Raw genomic sequence first — 19,512 nt, 5'->3', positions numbered from 1 at the left:
TATTTATTCCCGGCCCATGGCTTCGGCTTCGTGCCCGGTTATGGAGCCTTCGGTAAACAGGTACTCGCGCAGCTCCTTATCCAGTCGCGGCATTTTCCGGCGCAACCATTCCAGAACCATGGCGGCATGCTCTATTTCTTCATCCCGATTGTGTTCCAGCACCTGTTTCAAGTGGGGATCCTTGCAGGCGTCAACACGCTGCTGGTACCAATCTACGGCTTCAAACTCCTCCATTAGGGAGGATATGGCCCGGTGAATGTCCAAGGTATCACTGGACAAAGACTCCAAAGACTCGTGCATTGTTTCATGTGCCATCTTGAGATCCTTTCAGCATGAAAAAAATGAAATACTCTCTTAAGCATAGTCCAAAGCAGCCCCCTAACCCAAGCCTTCCTGATACCAAACCGGGGAATCATGAAGAGCCCTATCATGGGCTGGCCCGCCTCTTGTCCAAAGCCGGACTGTGCTCCAGGACCGTGGCCGCAGCCTGGATACGCGCCGGCAGGGTTGGGGTCGACGGACAAAAAATACTTGATCCAGAAGCTCGCTTTCCATCCAGGCATGCCCAGATTACAGTGGATGGGCAGCCCTTGCTGCAGCCCGAGCGTCAGGTGCTCATGCTGCATAAGCCACGGGGAGTGGTCAGCACCCGCAGTGATGAAAAAGGCCGGCCCACGGTTTATAACTTGCTGCCAGCCGAGCCCTGGCTCGCACCCGTAGGTCGCCTGGATCAGGCCAGTTCTGGTTTGCTTTTGTTCAGCAATGATCCAGCCTGGGCCCAGCAACTTCTCGATCCGCAACAACACCTGGTCAAAACTTACCATGTGCAGATCCGCCCACCTCTTGCGCCGGAGATACTGCAACATATGGCCCGGCACAGCGTGCTCGATGACCGGCCCTGCCTGCCCATGCAGATTCGCGAACTGCGTTGCGGGGGCAAAACCCAGTGGCTTGAATTCATGCTTGCGGAGGGTCGCAATCGTCAGATCCGGCGCCTCCTGCAAGCAGTAGATGCGGAAGTACTGCGCCTGATCAGGGTCAGCATGGGTCAACTGATCCTGGGCGATCTGGCCAGTGGGCAGTGGCGTTGGTTACAGCCAGACGAGGAAGCACTTTTGCAGGGCTGAAGGGTAGCTGTGTCCGTGCTTGGGGAATGCTTTGCAGCGACTTTGGTCCGCGCCGTTGTTGTTCTTGGCGAAATCCCGCGCCCGGCAGGCGAACTGTCTGAGCCCGCAGGGCGAGTTTTCGCCTGCCAGCGGGGTGAGTCATAGAACAACAGGCAAGGACCGTTGGAGCAAAAAGCATCCCCCAAGCACGGACACGGCTATCCTATATTATATATTCATTATATTGACATAGCCATAATATCTATGTATGTTAGTTGTACCTTATTTGCTGATGGAGAAAGGTCATGGAAATGGAACAGGAATTCGCGATGATTGCTTTGGTTTACCAACTGGAAGAAGAAGGTTATTGCTTTGCCGATGTTTCCGATGAGGAACTGCGCGAAGCCTTCCTGAACAACGAGGACCTGCGGGATCTGGCGGTACCGCGTGCTGCCTGACCCTCTTTCTCCTCCGCAACCGGCCTCGATGGCCGGTTTTTTTGCTGTCGCAGCGGATGAATCAGGGACAGATAAAGCCCTTGCGGGTCAGCTTCTTGCCCACTATACTGACCGAACGGTCGGTATCTGATTGATATTTTATCCCTGACAAGGAGTCCCAAGGGTGGCGCAAGAACAATCTTCATCCCGATTGACCATCACAGTGGCGGTCATGCTTGCCGTGGTCATGCAGGTTCTGGATCTGACCATTGTCAATGTTGCCCTGACCTACATGCGCGGCTCACTGCAAGCCAACAGTGATCAGATTACCTGGGTGCTGACCTCGTACATGGTAGCCAACGTCATTGTCCTGCCCCTTACCGGCCTGCTGGTGGAACGCTACGGGCAGCGCAACATCATGCTCTGGAGTGTCGTCGGTTTTGTGATTTCCTCGGCCTTGTGCGGACAGTCCCACAGCCTTACCGAAATCGTGCTCTGGCGCTTTCTGCAGGGTATTTTCGGGGCCTCCCTGGCTCCTGTCGGACAAACCATCATGCTCGGCGCCTATCCGGCCAACAAACGTGGACAGGCCATGGCTATCCTGGGTATGGGTATCATGCTGGGGCCGATCCTGGGGCCGACCCTGGGGGGGTATCTGACTGACACCTTGAGCTGGCGCTGGGTTTTTTACGTCAATATCCCTTTTGGCATACTGGCTTTTTTGCTCATGCAGAGCGTGCCAGATGGTGGCAAAAGCGCCAATCCCCGTCCGGTGGACTGGACCGGATTCGGGCTGATGGCTTTGGGTCTGGGCTGCCTGCAAGGGATTCTCAGCCTTGGTGATCAGGATGACTGGTTCAGCTCTCGAACCATTATCATCCTGACCTTGATTACGATACTGGGCTTACTGTTTTTTGTGTGGCGCTCATTGAGCGTCAAATATCCTGTAGTAGATTTACGTCTGCTCAAAGATCGCAATTTAGCCATTGGCAGCATGGGGATTGGCATATTTGGGCTGGCGCTGTTCGGCACCATGGTGATCCTGCCCATTATGTTGGAAAGTCTGATGCACTATGAAGCTTTTACTGCTGGCCTGGTCATGGCCCCCCAGGGGATCGGAGCCATGCTGGCCATGATGCTGGCCGGCCGCCTGCTGGGCAAGGGCATCAATCCTCGTGATATTGTGTTGGTCGGGATTGTCATCGGCGCATTTGGTACCTATCTCACCACCTTATATAATCTCGATATCAACATGGACTGGGTGATCTGGCCCAGCTTCATTCGCGGTATTGGTTTCGGCCTGGTGACCATTCCCCTGTTCACCCTGGCTTTCACCACTATCAAAAAATCCCAGCAGGCTGAGGGGTCCGGCATTTTCAACCTGATGCGCACCCTGGGCGGCAGTGTCGGTATTGCCGTTGTCTCTACCGTCATGAGCCAGGAAACCCAGGTGGGCTGGAATCAGATGAGCAAATTCATCAATCCTTTCAATCCGGCGTTCCACCATTATCTGGCTGCGGCAGGCATGACCCAAAATCCCACCACCTGGCAAGTGCTGGGCAACGTCGTCCTTTACAGTCAGGCAAACATGCGTGGCACGCTTGATGCCTTCGTGCTGGTATTTTACGGTTTCCTGGTCATGATACCGTTGATTTTATTCTTGAAAAAGCCGCCACGCGAGAAAGATGACAATACCGAAAACAGCCCGTCTCTTATGGAATAATCTCTTATGGGGCCGAGGTTTTTTCCAGGTGAGGAACAGCTGGCAACCAGAGCGTGCGCGCAAAGCCCCAGTCCAGTAGTTTGAGACTTTGCCAGGAAGCTTTCCAGAAACCCCGACTTTCATCCGTAAAAGATGGTACGCCTAAAATCACAGCAATCAGTTGTACGCCATTCTGAGTACCGGTCGCCACCAGACAATGACCAGCAGCATTGGTGTAGCCGCTCTTCATACCCGTAATGAAAGGGACGCGCCCCACCAGCAGGTTGGGGTTGGGGCTGGTTATGCCCGCGTAAGTGAAATTTTCATGATTGAAAAAATGCATGTACTGAGGGAAATCCGTCATGATGCGCCGGGTCAGAATCGCAATATCATAGGGACTGGCCGTATTATTGGGGTGCGGCAAACCGTCTGGATCATAATAAGTCGTCGACAACATGCCGATTTTGCGGGCGGTCTGATTCATTTCCCGCACAAAAGCCGGGACACTACCCGCCACCAGATGCGCCGCTTCGACGGCGGCATCATTACCTGAAGGAACGGTCATGCCCAAAATCATTTGCGCCACGGAAAAACGCAATCCGGGGCGCATGAACATGCTTGACCCGCCTGTTTGCAAGGCCGCCTGACACGGGACAAACTCCTGGTTCAGGCTTAAACCACCTGCGTTGATGTCCTTGAAAAGCAGGTACAGGGTCATGAGCTTGGTAAGGCTGGCAATGGCGTAGGGTTGATAGGCATTTTTGGCCGCGATAATGGCCCCGCTTTGAGCATTCATCAGAATGTAGGCGCGGGCATCAATGGGCGGCTGACCGCTGTCGTCAGCCCGCGCGGCGGGAATACTCAAAAGCAGCGCGCATCCCAGAAAGAACATACTCCAGAACCATGTCTGAAGCCTTGGCGAGCGCGGTTTTTGAAGCAAAAATACAGTATTACTCGATAGATGCGGCAGCATGGGTCAACCCTCCCCCATCAACAAAATGCAAAAAGTTTTAAAGCAACTTCTCAGGATAATGTCATATTAGGCTATTTTTTCTGAAATGCCTATACAGTTTTTTCTTTATTCCAACGCTACAATCCAGCCGGATATGGCAGACATTCCCCAAAACTTATAGACTGGTCGGTATGAACTTACATGCATCCCTTTCCTACGTCACCCTTGCCCATTCTCCCCTCCTCTGGACCATAGCGGGAGTCATTGTGCTTCTCGCATTTTATGTCCGGGCGGTGATTGGTTTCGGGTCCGGACTGATTTCGGTAGCACTGCTCACCCTGATTTTTCCCATTAAGGAAGTGGTCCCTGTGGTCCTGCTCCTGGATTTACTGGGTTCCGTGCTCCTCGGTGCCTATGATTTTCGGAAGATGCACTGGCCGGAGCTACGCTGGCTGATTCCGGGCAGCATCGTTGGCCTAGCCATCGGTTCTTTTATTCTCGCCGATACCAACGCCCAGAACCTCACCCGCTTTCTGGGTGTCTTCATTCTCGCCTATGTGGTGTATGCCCTAGCCATGAAACCCGAGCGCCTGCCGCGCATCAGCCTGCCTTGGGGCACGCCTCTGGGCATTTTCGGGGGGGTGGTGGGTAGTCTTTATGGTGGCGGCGGGCCGCCCATTGTCGCCTACCTGCAGATGCGTCATCTCGATAAACGCGCATTTCGTGCCACCTTTCAGGGCATTGCCCTGACTGACAATATTTTACGCGGGTTCATGTATATCGCTCTGGCTTTGCTTACCTGGCAATTGGCGGTGGGTTTCCTGATGTTAATTCCACCCGTATTGCTGGGACTCTGGGCAGGAAACCGCCTGCATATGCGCATCAATCAACGCACTTTTTTATTGGCCACATTGGCATTACTGACCGTGGTCGGACTGAAATATCTGATTTGATACATTGAAGAGCAAGGAGACTAAATGACTTTACGCAGCATGGATGAACTCAGACAACAGGCCCAGGGCGCACAATCTCTGAATATTGCCTTCATTGGTGTCGTCAATGGACTGTTCAGCGCCCTGCATCAACTGCAGCAAGCAGACACGCACGGCCTTGCCCAACAAGCCGGCATGGATGCAGGCTATGTAAGACGCTGGTGCGATGCCGCCTATGCTTATGGCTGGCTGGAACTCAATACCGAGGATCAGTGGCAACTCAGCGAAGATGGTGACAGCATGCGCCCGGAAGCGCCGGGCAGTCGCATGGCTACGGCTGTGGGCTCGGTATTGGCAGCCCACATGGCCGAACGCGCTGCTGGACTGATGCGCACCGGTGAACGCCCCGGCGAAAAGGTACTGACGGAACGGGAAACCATTTTGCCTTGGTTTGGGCTGATGCTCGAAAACAATTTCCGCAAGACATTCGAGGAAAAAATCTGTCCACAGGTGCCCATATTCGCCGAAGTGGATGCTCGGGGCGGACTCGCTGTCGACCTGGGCTGCGGCAATGGTTGGTACTTACGGGCGTTGGCCAAACGCTGTCACAATTTACGGGGACTGGGTCTGGATGGCTTTGATGAAAACATCCGTCAGGCCCAGGAAAAAGCCCTCCAGGAAGGTCTGGTGGAGCGTCTGCAATTTGCCGCCGGTGATATCCACGCGTTCACCCTGCCGGAACCTGCCGATTTGATTGCCATGAATCGCGCCCTCCACCACGTTTGGGAGAAACGCGGCACCATTTTTGAGAAACTGCGCGCGGCGCTTCAACCAAAGGGTGCCATCGTCATTTGGGAACCGGCCTGGCCCGAAGATCATCGTAGCTTGCGCGAGCCTGCCTTGCGCGGAATGGCATACCAGAACTTGACTGAGCATGTGCAGGGTAATCATTTCCTGCATCCGGAGGAAATCGCCCAGGCCCTGCAAGAAGCCGGGTTGCAACCCGAAATATTCCCCTTCGGCAGCGATGTCGTGGTTGTGGGACGGCGCTGATCGGCTGCTTCCTGCGTCAAGTGCGGCGTTCTGCCGATTTTTCTTAAGGAAGCCTTAAGGAAGAAAAGGCATGCAAAGGACGTTGCATTCCCCAAGGCTTCTCTTTATCCTACGCGCTCATGGGGCGGTAGCTCAGCTGGGAGAGCGTCGCGTTCGCAATGCGAAGGTCGGGAGTTCGATCCTCCTCCGCTCCACCAGTATTCAGCGCCCAACTGTGCTCAGTTGGGCGTTTTTATTTGTGGGTCGAGCTGCATGGCGGCGCTACTGGGCCTTATCATGAAAAGGATATCGGACAATACCCGCGATATTGACGATAACTGGGCGAAGTGAAAGGAGGGCGCACATGACACCCGAAACCAAAGCCCGCCAACGGATTGACGACAAGCTCGAACAAGCCGGCTGGGTGGTGCAGGACATGCGGCAGCTCAACCTCGCCGCCAGCCAAGGTGTGGCCGTGCGCGAACACCCCACCGACACCGGCCCCGCCGACTATGTGCTGTTCGTGGATCGTGTCGCCTGCGGCGTGATCGAGGCTAAGAAAGACACGGCGGGCGCGAACCTCACCGTGGCCGAGGCACAGACCGCACGTTATGCCACTGCCGTCCTCAAATGGCGTAAAGATACCGCACCATTGCCCTTCCTGTTTGAAGCCACCGGCGAAATCATCCGTTTCACCGACGGACGCGACCCCGCGCCGCGCTCGCGCGAAATCTTCCACTTCTTCAAGCCCGACACCCTGGCCGACTGGCTGGCCCAGCCCACCACCCTTCGCCGCCGCCTGGCCGAGCACATGCCCGCGCTGTTGGAACGCAATCTGCGCAACTGTCAGGTCAGCGCCGTCACCGGGCTGGAAAAGTCCCTCGCTCTCAACAAACCCCGCGCCCTGGTGCACATGGCCACTGGCGCGGGCAAGACCTTCACCGCCATCACCGCGATCTATCGCCTGCTCAAGTACGGCGGGGCCAAGCGCATCCTGTTTCTGGTGGACACGCGCAACCTGGGCAAACAGGCGCACCAGGAGTTCATGGCCTACACGCCGCCCGACGACGGCCGCACCTTCACCGAGCTTTACAACGTGCAGCGCCTTTCCAGCCCCACCATCGACCAGGGCGCCAAGGTCTGCATCAGCACCATCCAACGCATGTATTCCATCCTCAGCGGCGAGCCCATCGACGAGTCGGCCGAGGATGTGTCGCTGGCCGAGGTGCGGCAAACTGCCCAGCAAAACAAGGTCGTCCGCTATAACCCGGCCGTGCCGGTGGAGAGCTTCGACTTCATCGTCATCGACGAATGCCACCGCAGCATCTACAACACCTGGAAGCAGGTGCTGGACTACTTTGACGCCAGCCTCATCGGCCTGACCGCCACGCCCGACAAGCGCACGTTCGGCTTTTTCAACGAGAACATCGTCGCCGAATACACCTATGAGCAGTCGGTGGCCGACGGCGTCAACGTCGGCTACGACGTGTACGAGATCGCCACCGAGATCACCCAGAAAGGCGCCGAACTCAAGGCCAGGGAATGGGTGGACCACCGCGACCGGCAGACCCGCAAGAAGCGCTGGAGCGAGACCGAAGAAGACACCGCCTACACCGGCAGGGAGCTGGACCGCTCCGTGGTCAACGTGAGCCAGATTCGTCAGGTCATCCAGGCGATGAAAACCGCAGTGGAAACGCAGATTTTCCCCACCCGCCAGGAAACACCCAAGACCCTGATCTTTGCCAAGACCGACAGCCACGCCGACGACATCATCCAGATCGTGCGCGAGGTCTACGGCCAGGGCAACGCCTTCTGCAAAAAGGTGACCTACCGCGCCGAAGAAGACGCCGACAGCATCCTCAGCAGCTTTCGCAACGACTACCACCCGCGCATCGCCGTCACCGTGGACATGATCGCCACCGGCACCGACGTGAAGCCGCTGGAGGTATTGCTGTTCATGCGCGACGTGCGCAGCAAGGGCTACTACGAACAGATGAAAGGCCGTGGCGTGCGCAGCCTGGACGCCGACAGCCTCAAGCGCGTGAGCAACAGTGCGGACAGTGCCAAAACACGCTTCGTGCTGATCGACGCCGTGGGCGTGGAGAAAAGCCTCAAGACCGAAAGCCGCCCGCTGGAAAAGAAACCCGGCGTGCCGCTGAAAGACCTGCTGCAAGGCGTGGCCATGGGCCACCGTGACGACGACACCGTGCTCTCACTGGCCAACCGCTTGGTGCGCCTGGCCAAACAACTCGACGACAAGGCGCAAACGCGCATCGAAAAAGCCAGCGGCGGCGTGCCCGTGGCCGAGCTGGGCAAGGCGCTGATCGTAGCGATCGACCCCGACGCCGTGGTGCAGACCGCGCTCGCCACGGCCAAGGCCCAGGGCATTACCCGCAGCGAAGACAGCCTGCTGCCCGAGGAACTGGAAGCCGCTCGCGCCCAGCGCGTGGCCACCGCCTGCGCCCCGTTCGACCAGCCCGCGCTGCGTGATGAAATTGAAAACGCCCGCCGCGAACGCGAGCAGATCATCGACCACATCAACCTCGATCAAATCACTTTCAGCGGTTTCAGCGAGCAGGCCGAGGCGCAAGCCAAATCGGTCATCCAGACCTTTGCCGACTACCTGCGGCAGCACAAGGATGAAATCGCCGCGCTGGGCTTTTTCTACCAGCAGCCCTACCAGCGCCGCGCGCTCAACTTCGACATGATCGAAGACCTGCATGAGCGCCTGGCCCGCCCGCCGCTGATGCTGACCACCGAGCGCCTGTGGAGCGCCTACGCGCGTGTGCAGGCCCATCAGGTCAAGGGCGCAGACCGCAAACGCCAACTCACCGACCTGGTCAGCCTGGTGCGCTTTACCCTGGGGCTGGACGGCGCAGGCGCCGAGCTGCGCCCCTTTGCCGACGAGGTGGACAAACGCTTCCAAGCCTGGATCTTCCGCCACAACGCCCAAGCGCCCACCGCCTTCACGCCCGAGCAGATGGACTGGCTGCGCCTGATGAAAGACCACATCGCCAGCAGCTGCAGTATTAGCCGCGAGGATTTTGATTACGCCGAACTGGCGAATAAGGGCGGGTTGCAGCGCGTGTGGCAGGTGTTTAGCAACGAATTGGATGGGCTGATGGATGAGATGAATCGGGAGTTGGTGGCGTGAGTGATTTCAACGACGAAGCAATGCAACGCTATCCATTTTCCCATTTCACCCCACCATTGAATTGGAGTCTCGTAGCTCTGGAGGATATCTCTGCGGACGTCAGTCCTGGCTTTGCCAACGGAAAGCACAACTCTGACGGCACCGGGATACCGCACCTTCGGCCTATGAATGTTGATCGTAGCGGCCAGATCGATTTGAATGTTGTCAAGTCGGTTGCCGAGAGTAATGGCATTGAACTGCTGTCTGGCGACGTATTGTTTAACAATACAAACTCTGCTGAGTTGGTTGGCAAAACTGCGGTTGTTTCCACTCGGGAAACCGGCTTTGTCTTTTCAAACCACATGACACGGATTCGCCCTGAGTTTGGGGTTAATCCTGCTTTCGCTGCGCGGCAATTGCATTTTCTGTGGATGACTGGATACATGAAGCATCGTTGTACCAACCACGTGAATCAAGCCAGCATTTCTTCGAAGACTCTGGCGAAGACCATCCCATTTCTCCTACCTCCCGCCGCCGAACAAACCCGCATCGTCGCCAAACTCGAAGAACTGCTCTCTGACCTCGATACCGGCGTGGCCGAACTGAAAGCCGCGCAGAAGAAGCTGGCGCAATACCGCCAATCGCTGCTCAAGGCCGCCGTGGAAGGCGCACTCACCGCCGAGTGGCGGCAACAGCACTCGCCCGCCGAAACCGGCGCGCAACTGCTGCAACGCATCCTGCAAGAGCGCCGCGCTCGCTGGGAAGCCAAGCAGCTCGCCCGGTTCAAGGATCAAGGCAAGACCCCACCCAAGGACTGGCAAAAGAAATACCCCGAGCCGGTGCAGCCCAATACCAGCGGTTTGCCCAAACTGCCGCAGGGGTGGGCGTGGGCGAGTGTTGAGCAGATTGCTTCAGACGAGCGGTATAGCCTTTCGATAGGCCCTTTTGGAAGCAATTTGAAAGTACCCGACTACCAAGAGTCTGGCGTTCCGTTGGTCTTTGTGCGCAACATTCGCTCAAGCAACTACGGCGGAGAGCACACCAAATTTGTGACGCCAGCGAAGGCCGTCGAATTGAGCGCCCACAATATTGCCGCAGGCGATGTATTGGTCACAAAAATGGGTGAACCACCAGGAGACGCAGATGTTTACCCGGATGACCAACCTCCCGCAATCATCACGGCCGACTGCATAAAGATTCGATGCTGGCGCGAATTGATGGCGGCGCATTTTTTGAAATTTGCGATCAATTCACATATCGGGAAGCGCCAGATTGAGCCTATGACACAGGGGGTGGCGCAGAAAAAAGTTAGCCTTGGTCGGTTCAGCAGCCTTGCAGTGCCAGTTCCGCCTGCTGCCGAACAGGCAGAGATTGTGCGGATGGTCAACGAGGCAGACCACGAAGCTGTGGAGCAACTGGAAGCAATCGAGCTTTCCCTCAAACAATCCACCGCCCAACGCCAAAATATCCTGCGCGCCGCCTTTTCCGGCCAACTCGTCCCGCAAGACCCCAACGACGAACCAGCCAGCGTGCTGCTGGCGCGCATCCGCGCCGAGCGGGGCGAGCGCGGGACGGGCAAAACATCGCGTGGCCGCAATGCCAAGGAGCGCAATTGATGCATCCCTACGTACCGGCTTCCCTGCCGCTGACGAACCTCGATCTGGCTCGCCTGCTGCCGAAAATCGGCCCGGCCAATGCGGCTCTGGCGCGTTACGACGGGTTGTTGCAAAGCGTGGTGAACCCGGCGGTGATGTTGTCGCCGCTGACGCAGCGCGAGGCGGTGCTGTCTTCAAAAATCGAGGGTACGCAGGCCACCGTGGATGAGGTGCTGGAATTTGAAGCCGGCATGCATTTCGATGCGGAAAAAACCAAGGACATCCAAGAAGTCGTCAACTATCGCAAGACGCTGACGCTGGCCACAGAGGAAGTCGCTCATCGCCCCATCAGCCTTGGCTTGCTGCGACAGATGCACGCGGTGCTGATGGACGGTGTGCGCGGCGCCAACAAAACACCCGGCGAATTTCGCCGCGAACAAAACTGGATCGGCAGCGCGGGTTGCCGCATCGAGCAGGCCAGCTTCGTGCCGCCATCGTCCCTGCAACTACTCGACCATCTGCAGGCTTGGGAGGCTTACCTTGCTGACAACGACGCGGATGTGCTGCTGCAGTGTGCGGTGGTGCATGCGCAGTTCGAGCTGATCCATCCTTTCAAGGATGGCAATGGCCGAATTGGGAGGCTGCTGATCCCGCTGTTTCTGCACCAAAAGGGCGCGCTGGCCAGCCCGATGTTTTACCTGAGCGACTATCTCGAAGGACATCGCGAGGCGTATTACGCGCATTTGCAGGCGATCAGCCGCGATGGAGACTGGAGCGGCTGGATTGCCTTCTTTCTGGATGCTGTGACCCAGCAGGCGCTGAACAACACCGGTCGGGTGCGCGCCATGATGTCGCTTTATGCCGATATGAAGCGGCGCATCACCGAACTGACCCGCTCGCAGCACGCCATGGCGGTGCTCGATGCGCTGTTCGACCGGCCGATTTTTCAGTCGGGCGATTTTGTCCAGCGCTCCGGCATCCCCAAACAATCGGCCCTGCCTTTCCTGCGCACGTTACGCGACGCGGGTGTTTTGCAGGTGCTGCGTGAGAGCAGCGGACGCCGCTCCGCCGTGCTTGCTTTCCGCGATCTGCTCAACTGCGCGGAGGGCCGGGAGATTCTTTGAGTCCGGCGCACCGTACACAAAAGAATTTATGTATTAAATACCTGTTTTTTTCGGACACAAAAAAGCTTGTGGATGATGCCCCAGACACAACCAACAGGATGATGATTTGATGAACACCTCCACCCTCGTCCAGAAAGTCTGGAACTTCTGCCACACCCTGCGCGACGACGGGGTGGGCTATGGCGACTACCTGGAACAGCTCACCTATCTGCTGTTCCTGAAGCTGGCGCATGAATACGCGCAGCCGCCCTACAGCCGCCAAACGCAGATTCCCCAGGGCTACGACTGGCCCAGCCTGACGGCCAAGACGGGCGAGCCGCTGGAGTCGCACTACTTGGTGGTGCTGCACCAGCTGGGCGAGAAACCGGGCATGCTGGGCGCAATATTTTTCAAGGCGCAGAACAAGATTCAAGACCCAGCCAAGCTGGCGCGGCTGGTGCAGATGATCGACGCGGAAAACTGGATCAGCCTGGGCGTGGACACCAAGGGCGACCTGTACGAAGGGCTACTGCAGAAGAACGCCGAAGACACCAAGAGCGGCGCGGGACAGTATTTCACGCCGCGCGCGCTGATCGAGGCGATGGTGGCCTGTGTGCAGCCCGAGCCGATGAAAACCATTGCCGATCCGGCCTGCGGCACTGGCGGCTTCTTCCTGGGCGCCTACAACTGGTTGAATCGGCCCGGCGCCGCGCTGAACAAAAGCGAGAAAGAGTTTTTGCGCGATGAGACGTTCTACGGCAATGAGATCGTGGCGAACACACGACGCCTGTGCCTGATGAACCTTTTTTTGCACAACATCGGCGAGCTGGACGGGAAGCCATCGATTGACCGCTCGGACGCGCTGATTGCCGAGCCCAAGCGCAAGGTGGATTACGTGCTGGCTAATCCGCCGTTCGGCAAAAAGAGCAGCATGACCATCACCAATGAAGAAGGTGAGGAAGACAAGGAGGCGCTGACCTACCAGCGCCAGGACTTCTGGGAAACCACGTCGAACAAGCAGCTGAACTTTCTGCAGCACATCGTGAGCATGCTCAAGGTGGACGGTAAGGCGGCGGTGGTGCTGCCCGACAACGTGCTGTTCGAGGGTGGCGCGGGCGAGAAGATTCGCCGCAAGCTGCTGGAAAACTGCGATGTGCACACCATTCTGCGGCTGCCCACGGGCATCTTCTACGCGCAAGGGGTGAAGGCGAACGTCGTGTTCTTCGACAACGCGCCCAAGGACGGACGGGTGCACACCCAGGGCGTGTGGTTCTACGACCTGCGCACCAACAAGCACTTCACGCTCAAGACCCGGCCGCTGAAGCTGGATGACCTGCGCGACTTCATCGCCTGTTACCACCCGGAAAATCGGCACCTGCGCACGGCGACCGAGCGCTTCCAGTTCTACAGCTACGAAGATCTGATGGCGCGCGACAAGGCCAGCCTGGACATTTTCTGGCTGAAGGACGACAGCCTGGACAACTTGGCCGACCTGCCACCGCCGGATGTGCTGCAGCAGGAAATCATCGATCATCTCGAAGCGGCGTTAGCCTCGTTCCGGGATGTGGCGGCTGGGCTGCGGTATTGCTCTACCGCCGCAAAAAAGGCGTCCATTTCCAAATGAATGATCTTGCGCAAGTCGACCACGACATCCATCATCCTGCTTGATCGTCAGCATTATTCTCCATGGCCAAGAGTATATCACCTGCAGTGCATGCCACTGACGGCGCCACCAGATTCCATGCAGTCCGCTGGCAACCGGAAGAGAAAGTATCGTCAACCCAATTTATCATCTGCCACATGATAATGGGGATCTTCCGATAGATTCATTTCAACAATGTCCCGGGCTTTGTCCAGCAACTCCAGGCAGTCCGTGCACAGGTGCCGCAAATAGAGTTTTTTGCCTCTTTCCTTATAGCGTCCCGCCAAACTATCAATGGCCTCAATGGCAGAATGATCGACAATGCGTGCATCTGCAAAGTCAATGATGACCTGATCAGGATCTTCTGCGGGATCAAACAAGTTGCGAAACTGGGCAACCGAGGCAAAAAACAGAGTCCCACTGAGTTGATAGGTCTTGACGCCTTGCTTATCGATGCTACTGCGTACGTCTATCTGCTTGGCATGCTCCCAGGCAAAAACCAAAGCTGCAAGAATAACTCCCACTACCACCGCCAACGTGATATTGACCATAACCGTCAACACGGCAACCAGCACACCAATAAACACATCTGTGTGGGGAATCCTGCCGAAAAAACGCAGACTACTCCATTCAAAGGTTTTTTCCACCACCACAAACATCACACCGACCAACGCCGCAATAGGGACCTGTTGAATATAGCGTGAAGCCAGGACAATAAACGACAACAGGAAAATCGCCGTCGTAATACCAGACAGCCGTTTGATGGCGCCATTATTGACGTTGATGATACTTTCACCCAGCATCGCGCAGCCGCCCATGGCTCCAAAAAAGCCGCTGATGACGTTGGCTATCCCCTGGGCCATGGATTCCCTGTTTGGCTGGCCACGGGTGTCGGTCATTTCATCAATGAGATTCAGTGTCAGCAAGGTTTCTACCAGACCATTGGCTGCCATGATCAGGGCGTAAGGAAAAATGATTTCCAGGGTATGCCAGCTCCAGGGCACCTGAGGCACATGGAAGCTCGGTAATCCACCCGACAACGAGGCGACATCACCCACAGTCACCGTAGGGATCTGAAACACCACTACCACAATCGTCGTAATCAATGCGCCTGCCAGGGTGGCAGGAATAGCCTTGGTTACTCGGGGTACCAAATAAATGGCCGCCATGGTCAACAGCACCAATCCTATCATGATATAAAGAGATTGCCCCTGCATCCAGACCAGTTTGCCAGCGGCGTTTTTGACCTTAAAATGATCGAGCTGCGCCAAAAAAATGACCACTGCCAGACCATTAATGAATCCCAGCATGACCGTATGCGGAATCAAACGTACAAATTTGCTCAAGCGTGCCACAGCAAATAAAAGCTGTAGCACACCCATCAGCACCACCGCAGCAAAGAGGTACTCCACACCGTGAGATACCACCAGTCCCAGCATCACCACGGCAGTAGCGCCACTGGCGCCGGAGACCATACCGGGACGTCCTCCCCATACCGAGGTAATAAATACCAGAATTACCGCTGCATACAGGCCGGTCAGTGGTGAAACATGGGCCACAAAAGCAAAGGCGATGGCTTCGGGCACAAGTGCCAGGGCTACGGTGATGCCGCTGAGAATATTGGTTTTTTTCTCCTGAAAGGAGGACATTGCTTGCATGAAATCTCCACTGATGGATTGGCGTTATGACCGGGATTTTGCAGGAAGTAAATCACTCGGTACTTGAACACAATAATGAAGGCCCACATCCAGAATCCTGGATGAAGCACGCGATGGAGGAGCGGAGTCACTGGTTTAAAGTCACTGCGCCAGATAATGCGGTTGATCTACATCATAGTTCCAAGTTCAGACCACAGACATGGTCTATAAGCACGGTCATCTTGAACATAAGACAGACCATAACGAACATTAATTATCAATGTCAACCACATCAGTAAATTTTAGGGTGAGCTTTGCGGAGAATCAGGAAGCCATGGCCTTGCGGGCATTGGTGAAAATCTGCATCCACGGCGTGAACTCTCCCCACGCATCCGGCGCCCAGCTCATTTGCAGGCTGCGCACTACCCGTTCGGGGTGAGGCATCAATATACTCATGCGACCATCGGCGTTGCAGAGCCCGGTAATGCCTTCGGGTGACCCATTGGGATTGGCCGGATAGCTCCGGGCGATCTGCCCTTGGGCATCGACATATCGCATAATGATGGGCGCCGGAGAAACATTTCCTTCGGGAACACGGTCGAAATGGGCCCGTCCTTCCCCATGGGCAATGACAATAGGAGCGTAAGTACCGGCCATCCCCGAGAACCATAAAGAGGGTGAGTCAAGCACTTCCACCATCGCCAGCCTCGCTTCAAACTGTTCCGAGCGGTTACGGGCAAACAATGGCCAATGTTCTGTTCCGGGAATAATTTCCCGCAGTTCGGCCATCATCTGGCAGCCATTACAGACGCCCAGCGCCAGCCGCGCTGTATCGGCAAAAAAAGTGGAGAACTGATCCCGCAACAAAGGGTGATACAGTATGGATTTGGCCCAGCCCGCGCCCGCGCCGAGCACATCCCCATAAGAGAAACCGCCACAGGCTGCGAGGGCCTGAAAATCCTGGAGATGATAGCGTCCCTGAAGCAGGTCACTCATGTGGACGTCGATGGCCGTGAATCCGGCGCGATGGAAGGCAGCGGCCATTTCGATCTGACCGTTGACGCCCTGCTCCCGCAGGATGGCGACCTTGGGCGCTATTCCCTGCTGAATCATGGGCGTCTGTGGGGTAAACGGCAGGCGCGCAAAAAGCGGCATCGCTGTTGCCGTTACTGCAGCAAAAGCTTCTTCGGCGCAATCGGGGGCATCCCGCAGAGCCGCCATCCGATAACTGTTTTCAGCCCAGGCCTGGAGTAAATCAGCCGCTGCTTCGTCCAACAAAGTCTGTCCGTCCTGTCTTACCCGTAATTGCCAATGCTCGGGATGGACGGTGCCAATGCACTGCACCTGTGCTTCCAGCCCTGCTTCTGCGAAAATACGGCGCACATTTTCCTGGTCTTGATGCGCGATCTGCATCAATACACCGGGTTCTTCGGCAAAGAGGAAAGACCAGACATTCCTATCCGCAGACAGGTGAATTTCCGCGCCACAGCGGCTGGCAAAAGACATTTCACAGAGGCTGGCCCAGAGTCCGCCGTCGGCGCGATCATGATAGGCCAGCACCAGATCCTCCTCTCTTAAGCGGCTAAGGGCCGTAAACAATTTGCGGAGTTCTTCGGGTTGATCCAGATCAGCCGTTTCGGCACCCATCTGTTCCAAGACTTGGGCAAGAATAGAGGCCCCTAAACGTCCTTGCCCCAGGTCTACCAGCCATAATGCAGTATTGGGCTGAGCCGACCATTGTGGCGTCCAGGTTTTATGAAGGTCATGCACCGGCGCAAAAGCCGAAATGACCAGAGACAGTGGTGACAGCACCATTTTCTCCTGACCGCCTTCCTGCCAGATCGTGCGCATGGAGAGGGAGTCCTTGCCCACCGGAATGGCTAACTCCAGAGCAGGACAAACCTCCAGTGCGGCCACTTTGACGGCATCAAACAGGGCGGCGTCCTCTCCTGGATGATCGGCGGCCGCCATCCAGTTGGCCGAGAGCTTGATATTGTCCAGCGCGCGTACGTCTGCCGCCCAGAGATTGGTGAGGGCCTCGGCGATCGCCAGACGCGCACTGGCTGTCGGGTTCAGCACTGCCACCGGGGCTCTTTCCCCAATGGCCATGGCTTCACCGTGGGTATTCCAGAAATCTGCTGCGGTCACTCCACAATCCGCCACAGGCACCTGCCAGGGACCAACCATCTGATCGCGGTGAATCAATCCACCCACGCTGCGATCCCCAATTGTAATCAGGAATTCCTTGCTGGCCACGCTAGGATGACGCAGTACCGCATAGGCCGCATCGCGCAGAACCGCTTGAGACAAATCCAGTGCCTGTGGCTGAACGGGACGATGTTGACTGTCTCTTTCCATTTTCGGCGGACAACCCAGCAGCGCGCTGAGGGCCATTTCCACCGGGGGTTCCTGCAGCAGATGATCTTCCAGGAGCAGAATATCTTCCTCCAGCGCCTCGCCAAGGACGGCATACGGGCAATGTTCCCGCTGACAAATGGCTTCAAAACGCGGCAGATCGGCAGCCGTGACGGCCAGTACATAACGTTCCTGGGCTTCGTTACTCCAGATTTGCATGGGCGACATGGCCGGTTCATCGTTAGGTATTGCCCGTAGCTGCAGGCGCCCTCCCCGACCACCATCATGCAGTAATTCCGGGATAGCGTTGGACAAGCCTCCGGCCCCGACATCATGAATGGAGAGAATCGGCGATTCACTGCCCAGGGCAATACAGCGTTCAATCACCTCCTGAGCACGGCGTTGCATTTCGGGGTTACCCCGCTGTACTGAGGCAAAATCCAGCTGTTCGTCACCGGTGCCGCTGGCGACACTGGAGGCTGCCCCCCCACCGAGGCCAATGAGCATGGCCGGCCCGCCGATAACCAACACTTTTGCACCTACCGGCAGCGGTTTTTTCTCAACCAGTTGCGGACGAATCTGTCCCAGTCCACCGGCCAGCATGATCGGCTTGTGATAGCCGCGATGCAGGCCATCCTGCTCACATTCAAACACCCGGAAATAACCGGCTATGGCGGGGCGTCCGAATTCATTATTGAAAGCCGCCGCGCCCAGAGGACCGTCACGCATGATTTCCAGCGCCGAGCGGATGCGCGCGGGTTTGCCATAATCCTGTCTTTCCCAGGATTGGATATAACCTGGAATACGCAGGTGAGAGACCGAAAAACCCGTCAGGCCGGCTTTGGGCTTACCGCCCCGCCCGGTAGCGCCTTCATCACGGATTTCGCCACCACTGCCGGTCGCCGCCCCCGGAAACGGCGATATGGCAGTCGGATGATTATGGGTTTCCACTTTCATCAGGATGGCGGTATTTTCCTGGGTGACCCGGTAATACCCATCCGGATCGACAGCGAAGGGCTGGCTGACCGCAATACTGGTCATCACCGCAGCGTTATCTTTGTATGCCGACAGGGTCCCCTGGGGATGCAAACGATGGGTTTCGCGGATCATGCCAAACAGACTCTGGGCCTGGGGCTCTCCATCGAGGTTGTAGTGGGCATTGAAAACCTTGTGGCGGCAATGTTCCGAGTTGGCCTGGGCAAACATCATCAGCTCTGCATCGCTAGGGTCTCTGCCCAGGCTCGAAAAATACTGGTGCAGGTACTCCAGTTCCGCCGCAGACAAGGCCAGACCCATATCGCGATTGGCGGCCAGCAAAGCATTTAACCCCTCGGTCTGGAGCGGCACCCGCTGCAAATGTGCCGGTTCCTGGTGCGTGAAGATGGCCTTTGCGGCTTCCCAGTCCGGCAGCACCGACTCGGTCATCGGATCGTGAAGATGCTGACGGATTTGTGCCCGTTCAGCGTCACTGAATTCCGCCCCATCTTCCCTGATCAACGTATAAGATATGCCGCGCTCCACCCGGCGCACGCTGCTGAGCCCACAATGGCCCATGATTTCGCTGGCCTTGGTTGACCAGGGAGAAATCGTCCCCAGACGCGGGAGCACGCAAATCTCCTGGATACCCTCATGATCGACCTCGACAAAAGGCTCCCCATAGTGCAACAGGGTGCTGACAAGCGCGACTTCTTCAGCGGTGAGTGCGGCACTCAGATCGAGCAGATGCACGAAGCGGGCATGCAGAGAACACACCGGAACATGGGCTTCCTGCAAGCGGGTCAGTAGATGTTGCAGACGAAAGGCAGAAAGGGCCGCAGAGCCGTGCAGCAGCAGCATGTAATGTGTCCTCGTTCTAAAAAACTGGCAGGATTCGGCCAGGTTGACGA

The 19,512-nt window shown here is 56.8% G+C and carries 13 protein-coding genes and 1 tRNA gene; 10 read left to right on the top strand and 4 right to left on the bottom strand.

Features of this window, described 5'->3' with window-relative positions; genetic code table 11:
- Positions 1 to 3 precede the first annotated feature (3 nt).
- The gene (locus tag B1757_RS09105; protein ID WP_101538008.1) at positions 4 to 315 is read right to left on the bottom strand and encodes an encapsulin-associated ferritin-like protein; all 312 of its coding nucleotides are present in this window, start codon (positions 313 to 315) and stop codon (positions 4 to 6) included.
- A gap of 26 nt (positions 316 to 341) precedes the next feature.
- On the opposite strand from B1757_RS09105, the gene B1757_RS09100 reads away from it, so the two are divergent.
- The 3 genes from B1757_RS09100 to B1757_RS09095 all read left to right on the top strand — a co-directional run bounded on the left by B1757_RS09100 (position 342) and on the right by B1757_RS09095 (position 3,266).
- Positions 342 to 1,127, top strand: coding sequence for a pseudouridine synthase (locus tag B1757_RS09100; protein ID WP_101538050.1), 786 nt, complete (start codon positions 342 to 344; stop codon positions 1,125 to 1,127).
- Between the two features lie 284 nt (positions 1,128 to 1,411).
- Positions 1,412 to 1,564, top strand: coding sequence for a hypothetical protein (locus tag B1757_RS15420; protein ID WP_172437654.1), 153 nt, complete (start codon positions 1,412 to 1,414; stop codon positions 1,562 to 1,564).
- Between the two features lie 163 nt (positions 1,565 to 1,727).
- Positions 1,728 to 3,266, top strand: a complete 1,539-nt coding sequence (locus B1757_RS09095) for a DHA2 family efflux MFS transporter permease subunit (RefSeq protein WP_101538007.1) — start codon at positions 1,728 to 1,730, stop codon at positions 3,264 to 3,266.
- Positions 3,267 to 3,270: 4 nt separating this feature from the next.
- Here B1757_RS09095 and B1757_RS09090 read toward each other — a convergent pair whose 3' ends face one another.
- Entirely contained in the window at positions 3,271 to 4,137 is an 867-nt protein-coding gene (locus B1757_RS09090) for a D-alanyl-D-alanine carboxypeptidase family protein (protein ID WP_253253790.1), read from the bottom strand.
- A gap of 251 nt (positions 4,138 to 4,388) precedes the next feature.
- Here B1757_RS09090 and B1757_RS09085 point away from each other — a divergent pair, with 251 nt between their 5' ends.
- The 7 genes from B1757_RS09085 to B1757_RS09055 all read left to right on the top strand — a co-directional run bounded on the left by B1757_RS09085 (position 4,389) and on the right by B1757_RS09055 (position 13,616).
- Positions 4,389 to 5,150: a sulfite exporter TauE/SafE family protein gene (locus tag B1757_RS09085; protein ID WP_101538005.1), complete on the top strand. Its 762-nt coding sequence runs from the start codon at positions 4,389 to 4,391 to the stop codon at positions 5,148 to 5,150.
- Positions 5,151 to 5,174: 24 nt separating this feature from the next.
- A complete protein-coding gene (locus tag B1757_RS09080) occupies positions 5,175 to 6,182 on the top strand; it encodes a class I SAM-dependent methyltransferase (protein ID WP_101538004.1) in 1,008 nt (335 codons plus the stop codon).
- A gap of 121 nt (positions 6,183 to 6,303) precedes the next feature.
- Positions 6,304 to 6,379 (top strand) — tRNA-Ala (locus tag B1757_RS09075).
- 146 nt (positions 6,380 to 6,525) lie between these two features.
- Positions 6,526 to 9,315 (top strand): type I restriction endonuclease subunit R, encoded by a 2,790-nt coding sequence (locus B1757_RS09070; RefSeq protein ID WP_101538003.1) that lies wholly within the window; start codon positions 6,526 to 6,528, stop codon positions 9,313 to 9,315.
- The gene (locus B1757_RS09065; protein ID WP_143484239.1) at positions 9,312 to 10,910 is read left to right on the top strand and encodes a restriction endonuclease subunit S; all 1,599 of its coding nucleotides are present in this window, start codon (positions 9,312 to 9,314) and stop codon (positions 10,908 to 10,910) included. Before B1757_RS09070 ends, B1757_RS09065 begins: the two co-directional genes overlap by 4 nt.
- Positions 10,910 to 12,013: a Fic family protein gene (locus tag B1757_RS09060; protein ID WP_101538002.1), complete on the top strand. Its 1,104-nt coding sequence runs from the start codon at positions 10,910 to 10,912 to the stop codon at positions 12,011 to 12,013. Before B1757_RS09065 ends, B1757_RS09060 begins: the two co-directional genes overlap by 1 nt.
- Before the next feature lie 109 nt (positions 12,014 to 12,122).
- Positions 12,123 to 13,616 carry a class I SAM-dependent DNA methyltransferase gene (locus B1757_RS09055; RefSeq protein ID WP_101538001.1) on the top strand — a complete coding sequence of 498 codons (1,494 nt, stop codon included), beginning with the start codon at positions 12,123 to 12,125 and terminating at the stop codon, positions 13,614 to 13,616.
- A gap of 152 nt (positions 13,617 to 13,768) precedes the next feature.
- Here B1757_RS09055 and B1757_RS09050 read toward each other — a convergent pair whose 3' ends face one another.
- Both B1757_RS09050 and purL read right to left on the bottom strand, forming a co-directional pair.
- A complete protein-coding gene (locus B1757_RS09050; RefSeq protein ID WP_101538000.1) occupies positions 13,769 to 15,292 on the bottom strand; it encodes a SulP family inorganic anion transporter in 1,524 nt (507 codons plus the stop codon).
- Between the two features lie 303 nt (positions 15,293 to 15,595).
- Positions 15,596 to 19,462 carry a phosphoribosylformylglycinamidine synthase gene (gene purL, locus B1757_RS09045; protein ID WP_101537999.1) on the bottom strand — a complete coding sequence of 1,289 codons (3,867 nt, stop codon included), beginning with the start codon at positions 19,460 to 19,462 and terminating at the stop codon, positions 15,596 to 15,598.
- Positions 19,463 to 19,512 lie beyond the last annotated feature (50 nt).

It is taken from the genome of Acidithiobacillus marinus (assembly GCF_002847505.1).
Lineage (GTDB): Bacteria > Pseudomonadota > Gammaproteobacteria > Acidithiobacillales > Acidithiobacillaceae > Acidithiobacillus > Acidithiobacillus marinus.
Note: the sequence above shows the minus strand (reverse complement) of the source record. Positions and strands in the feature narration are given on the sequence as shown.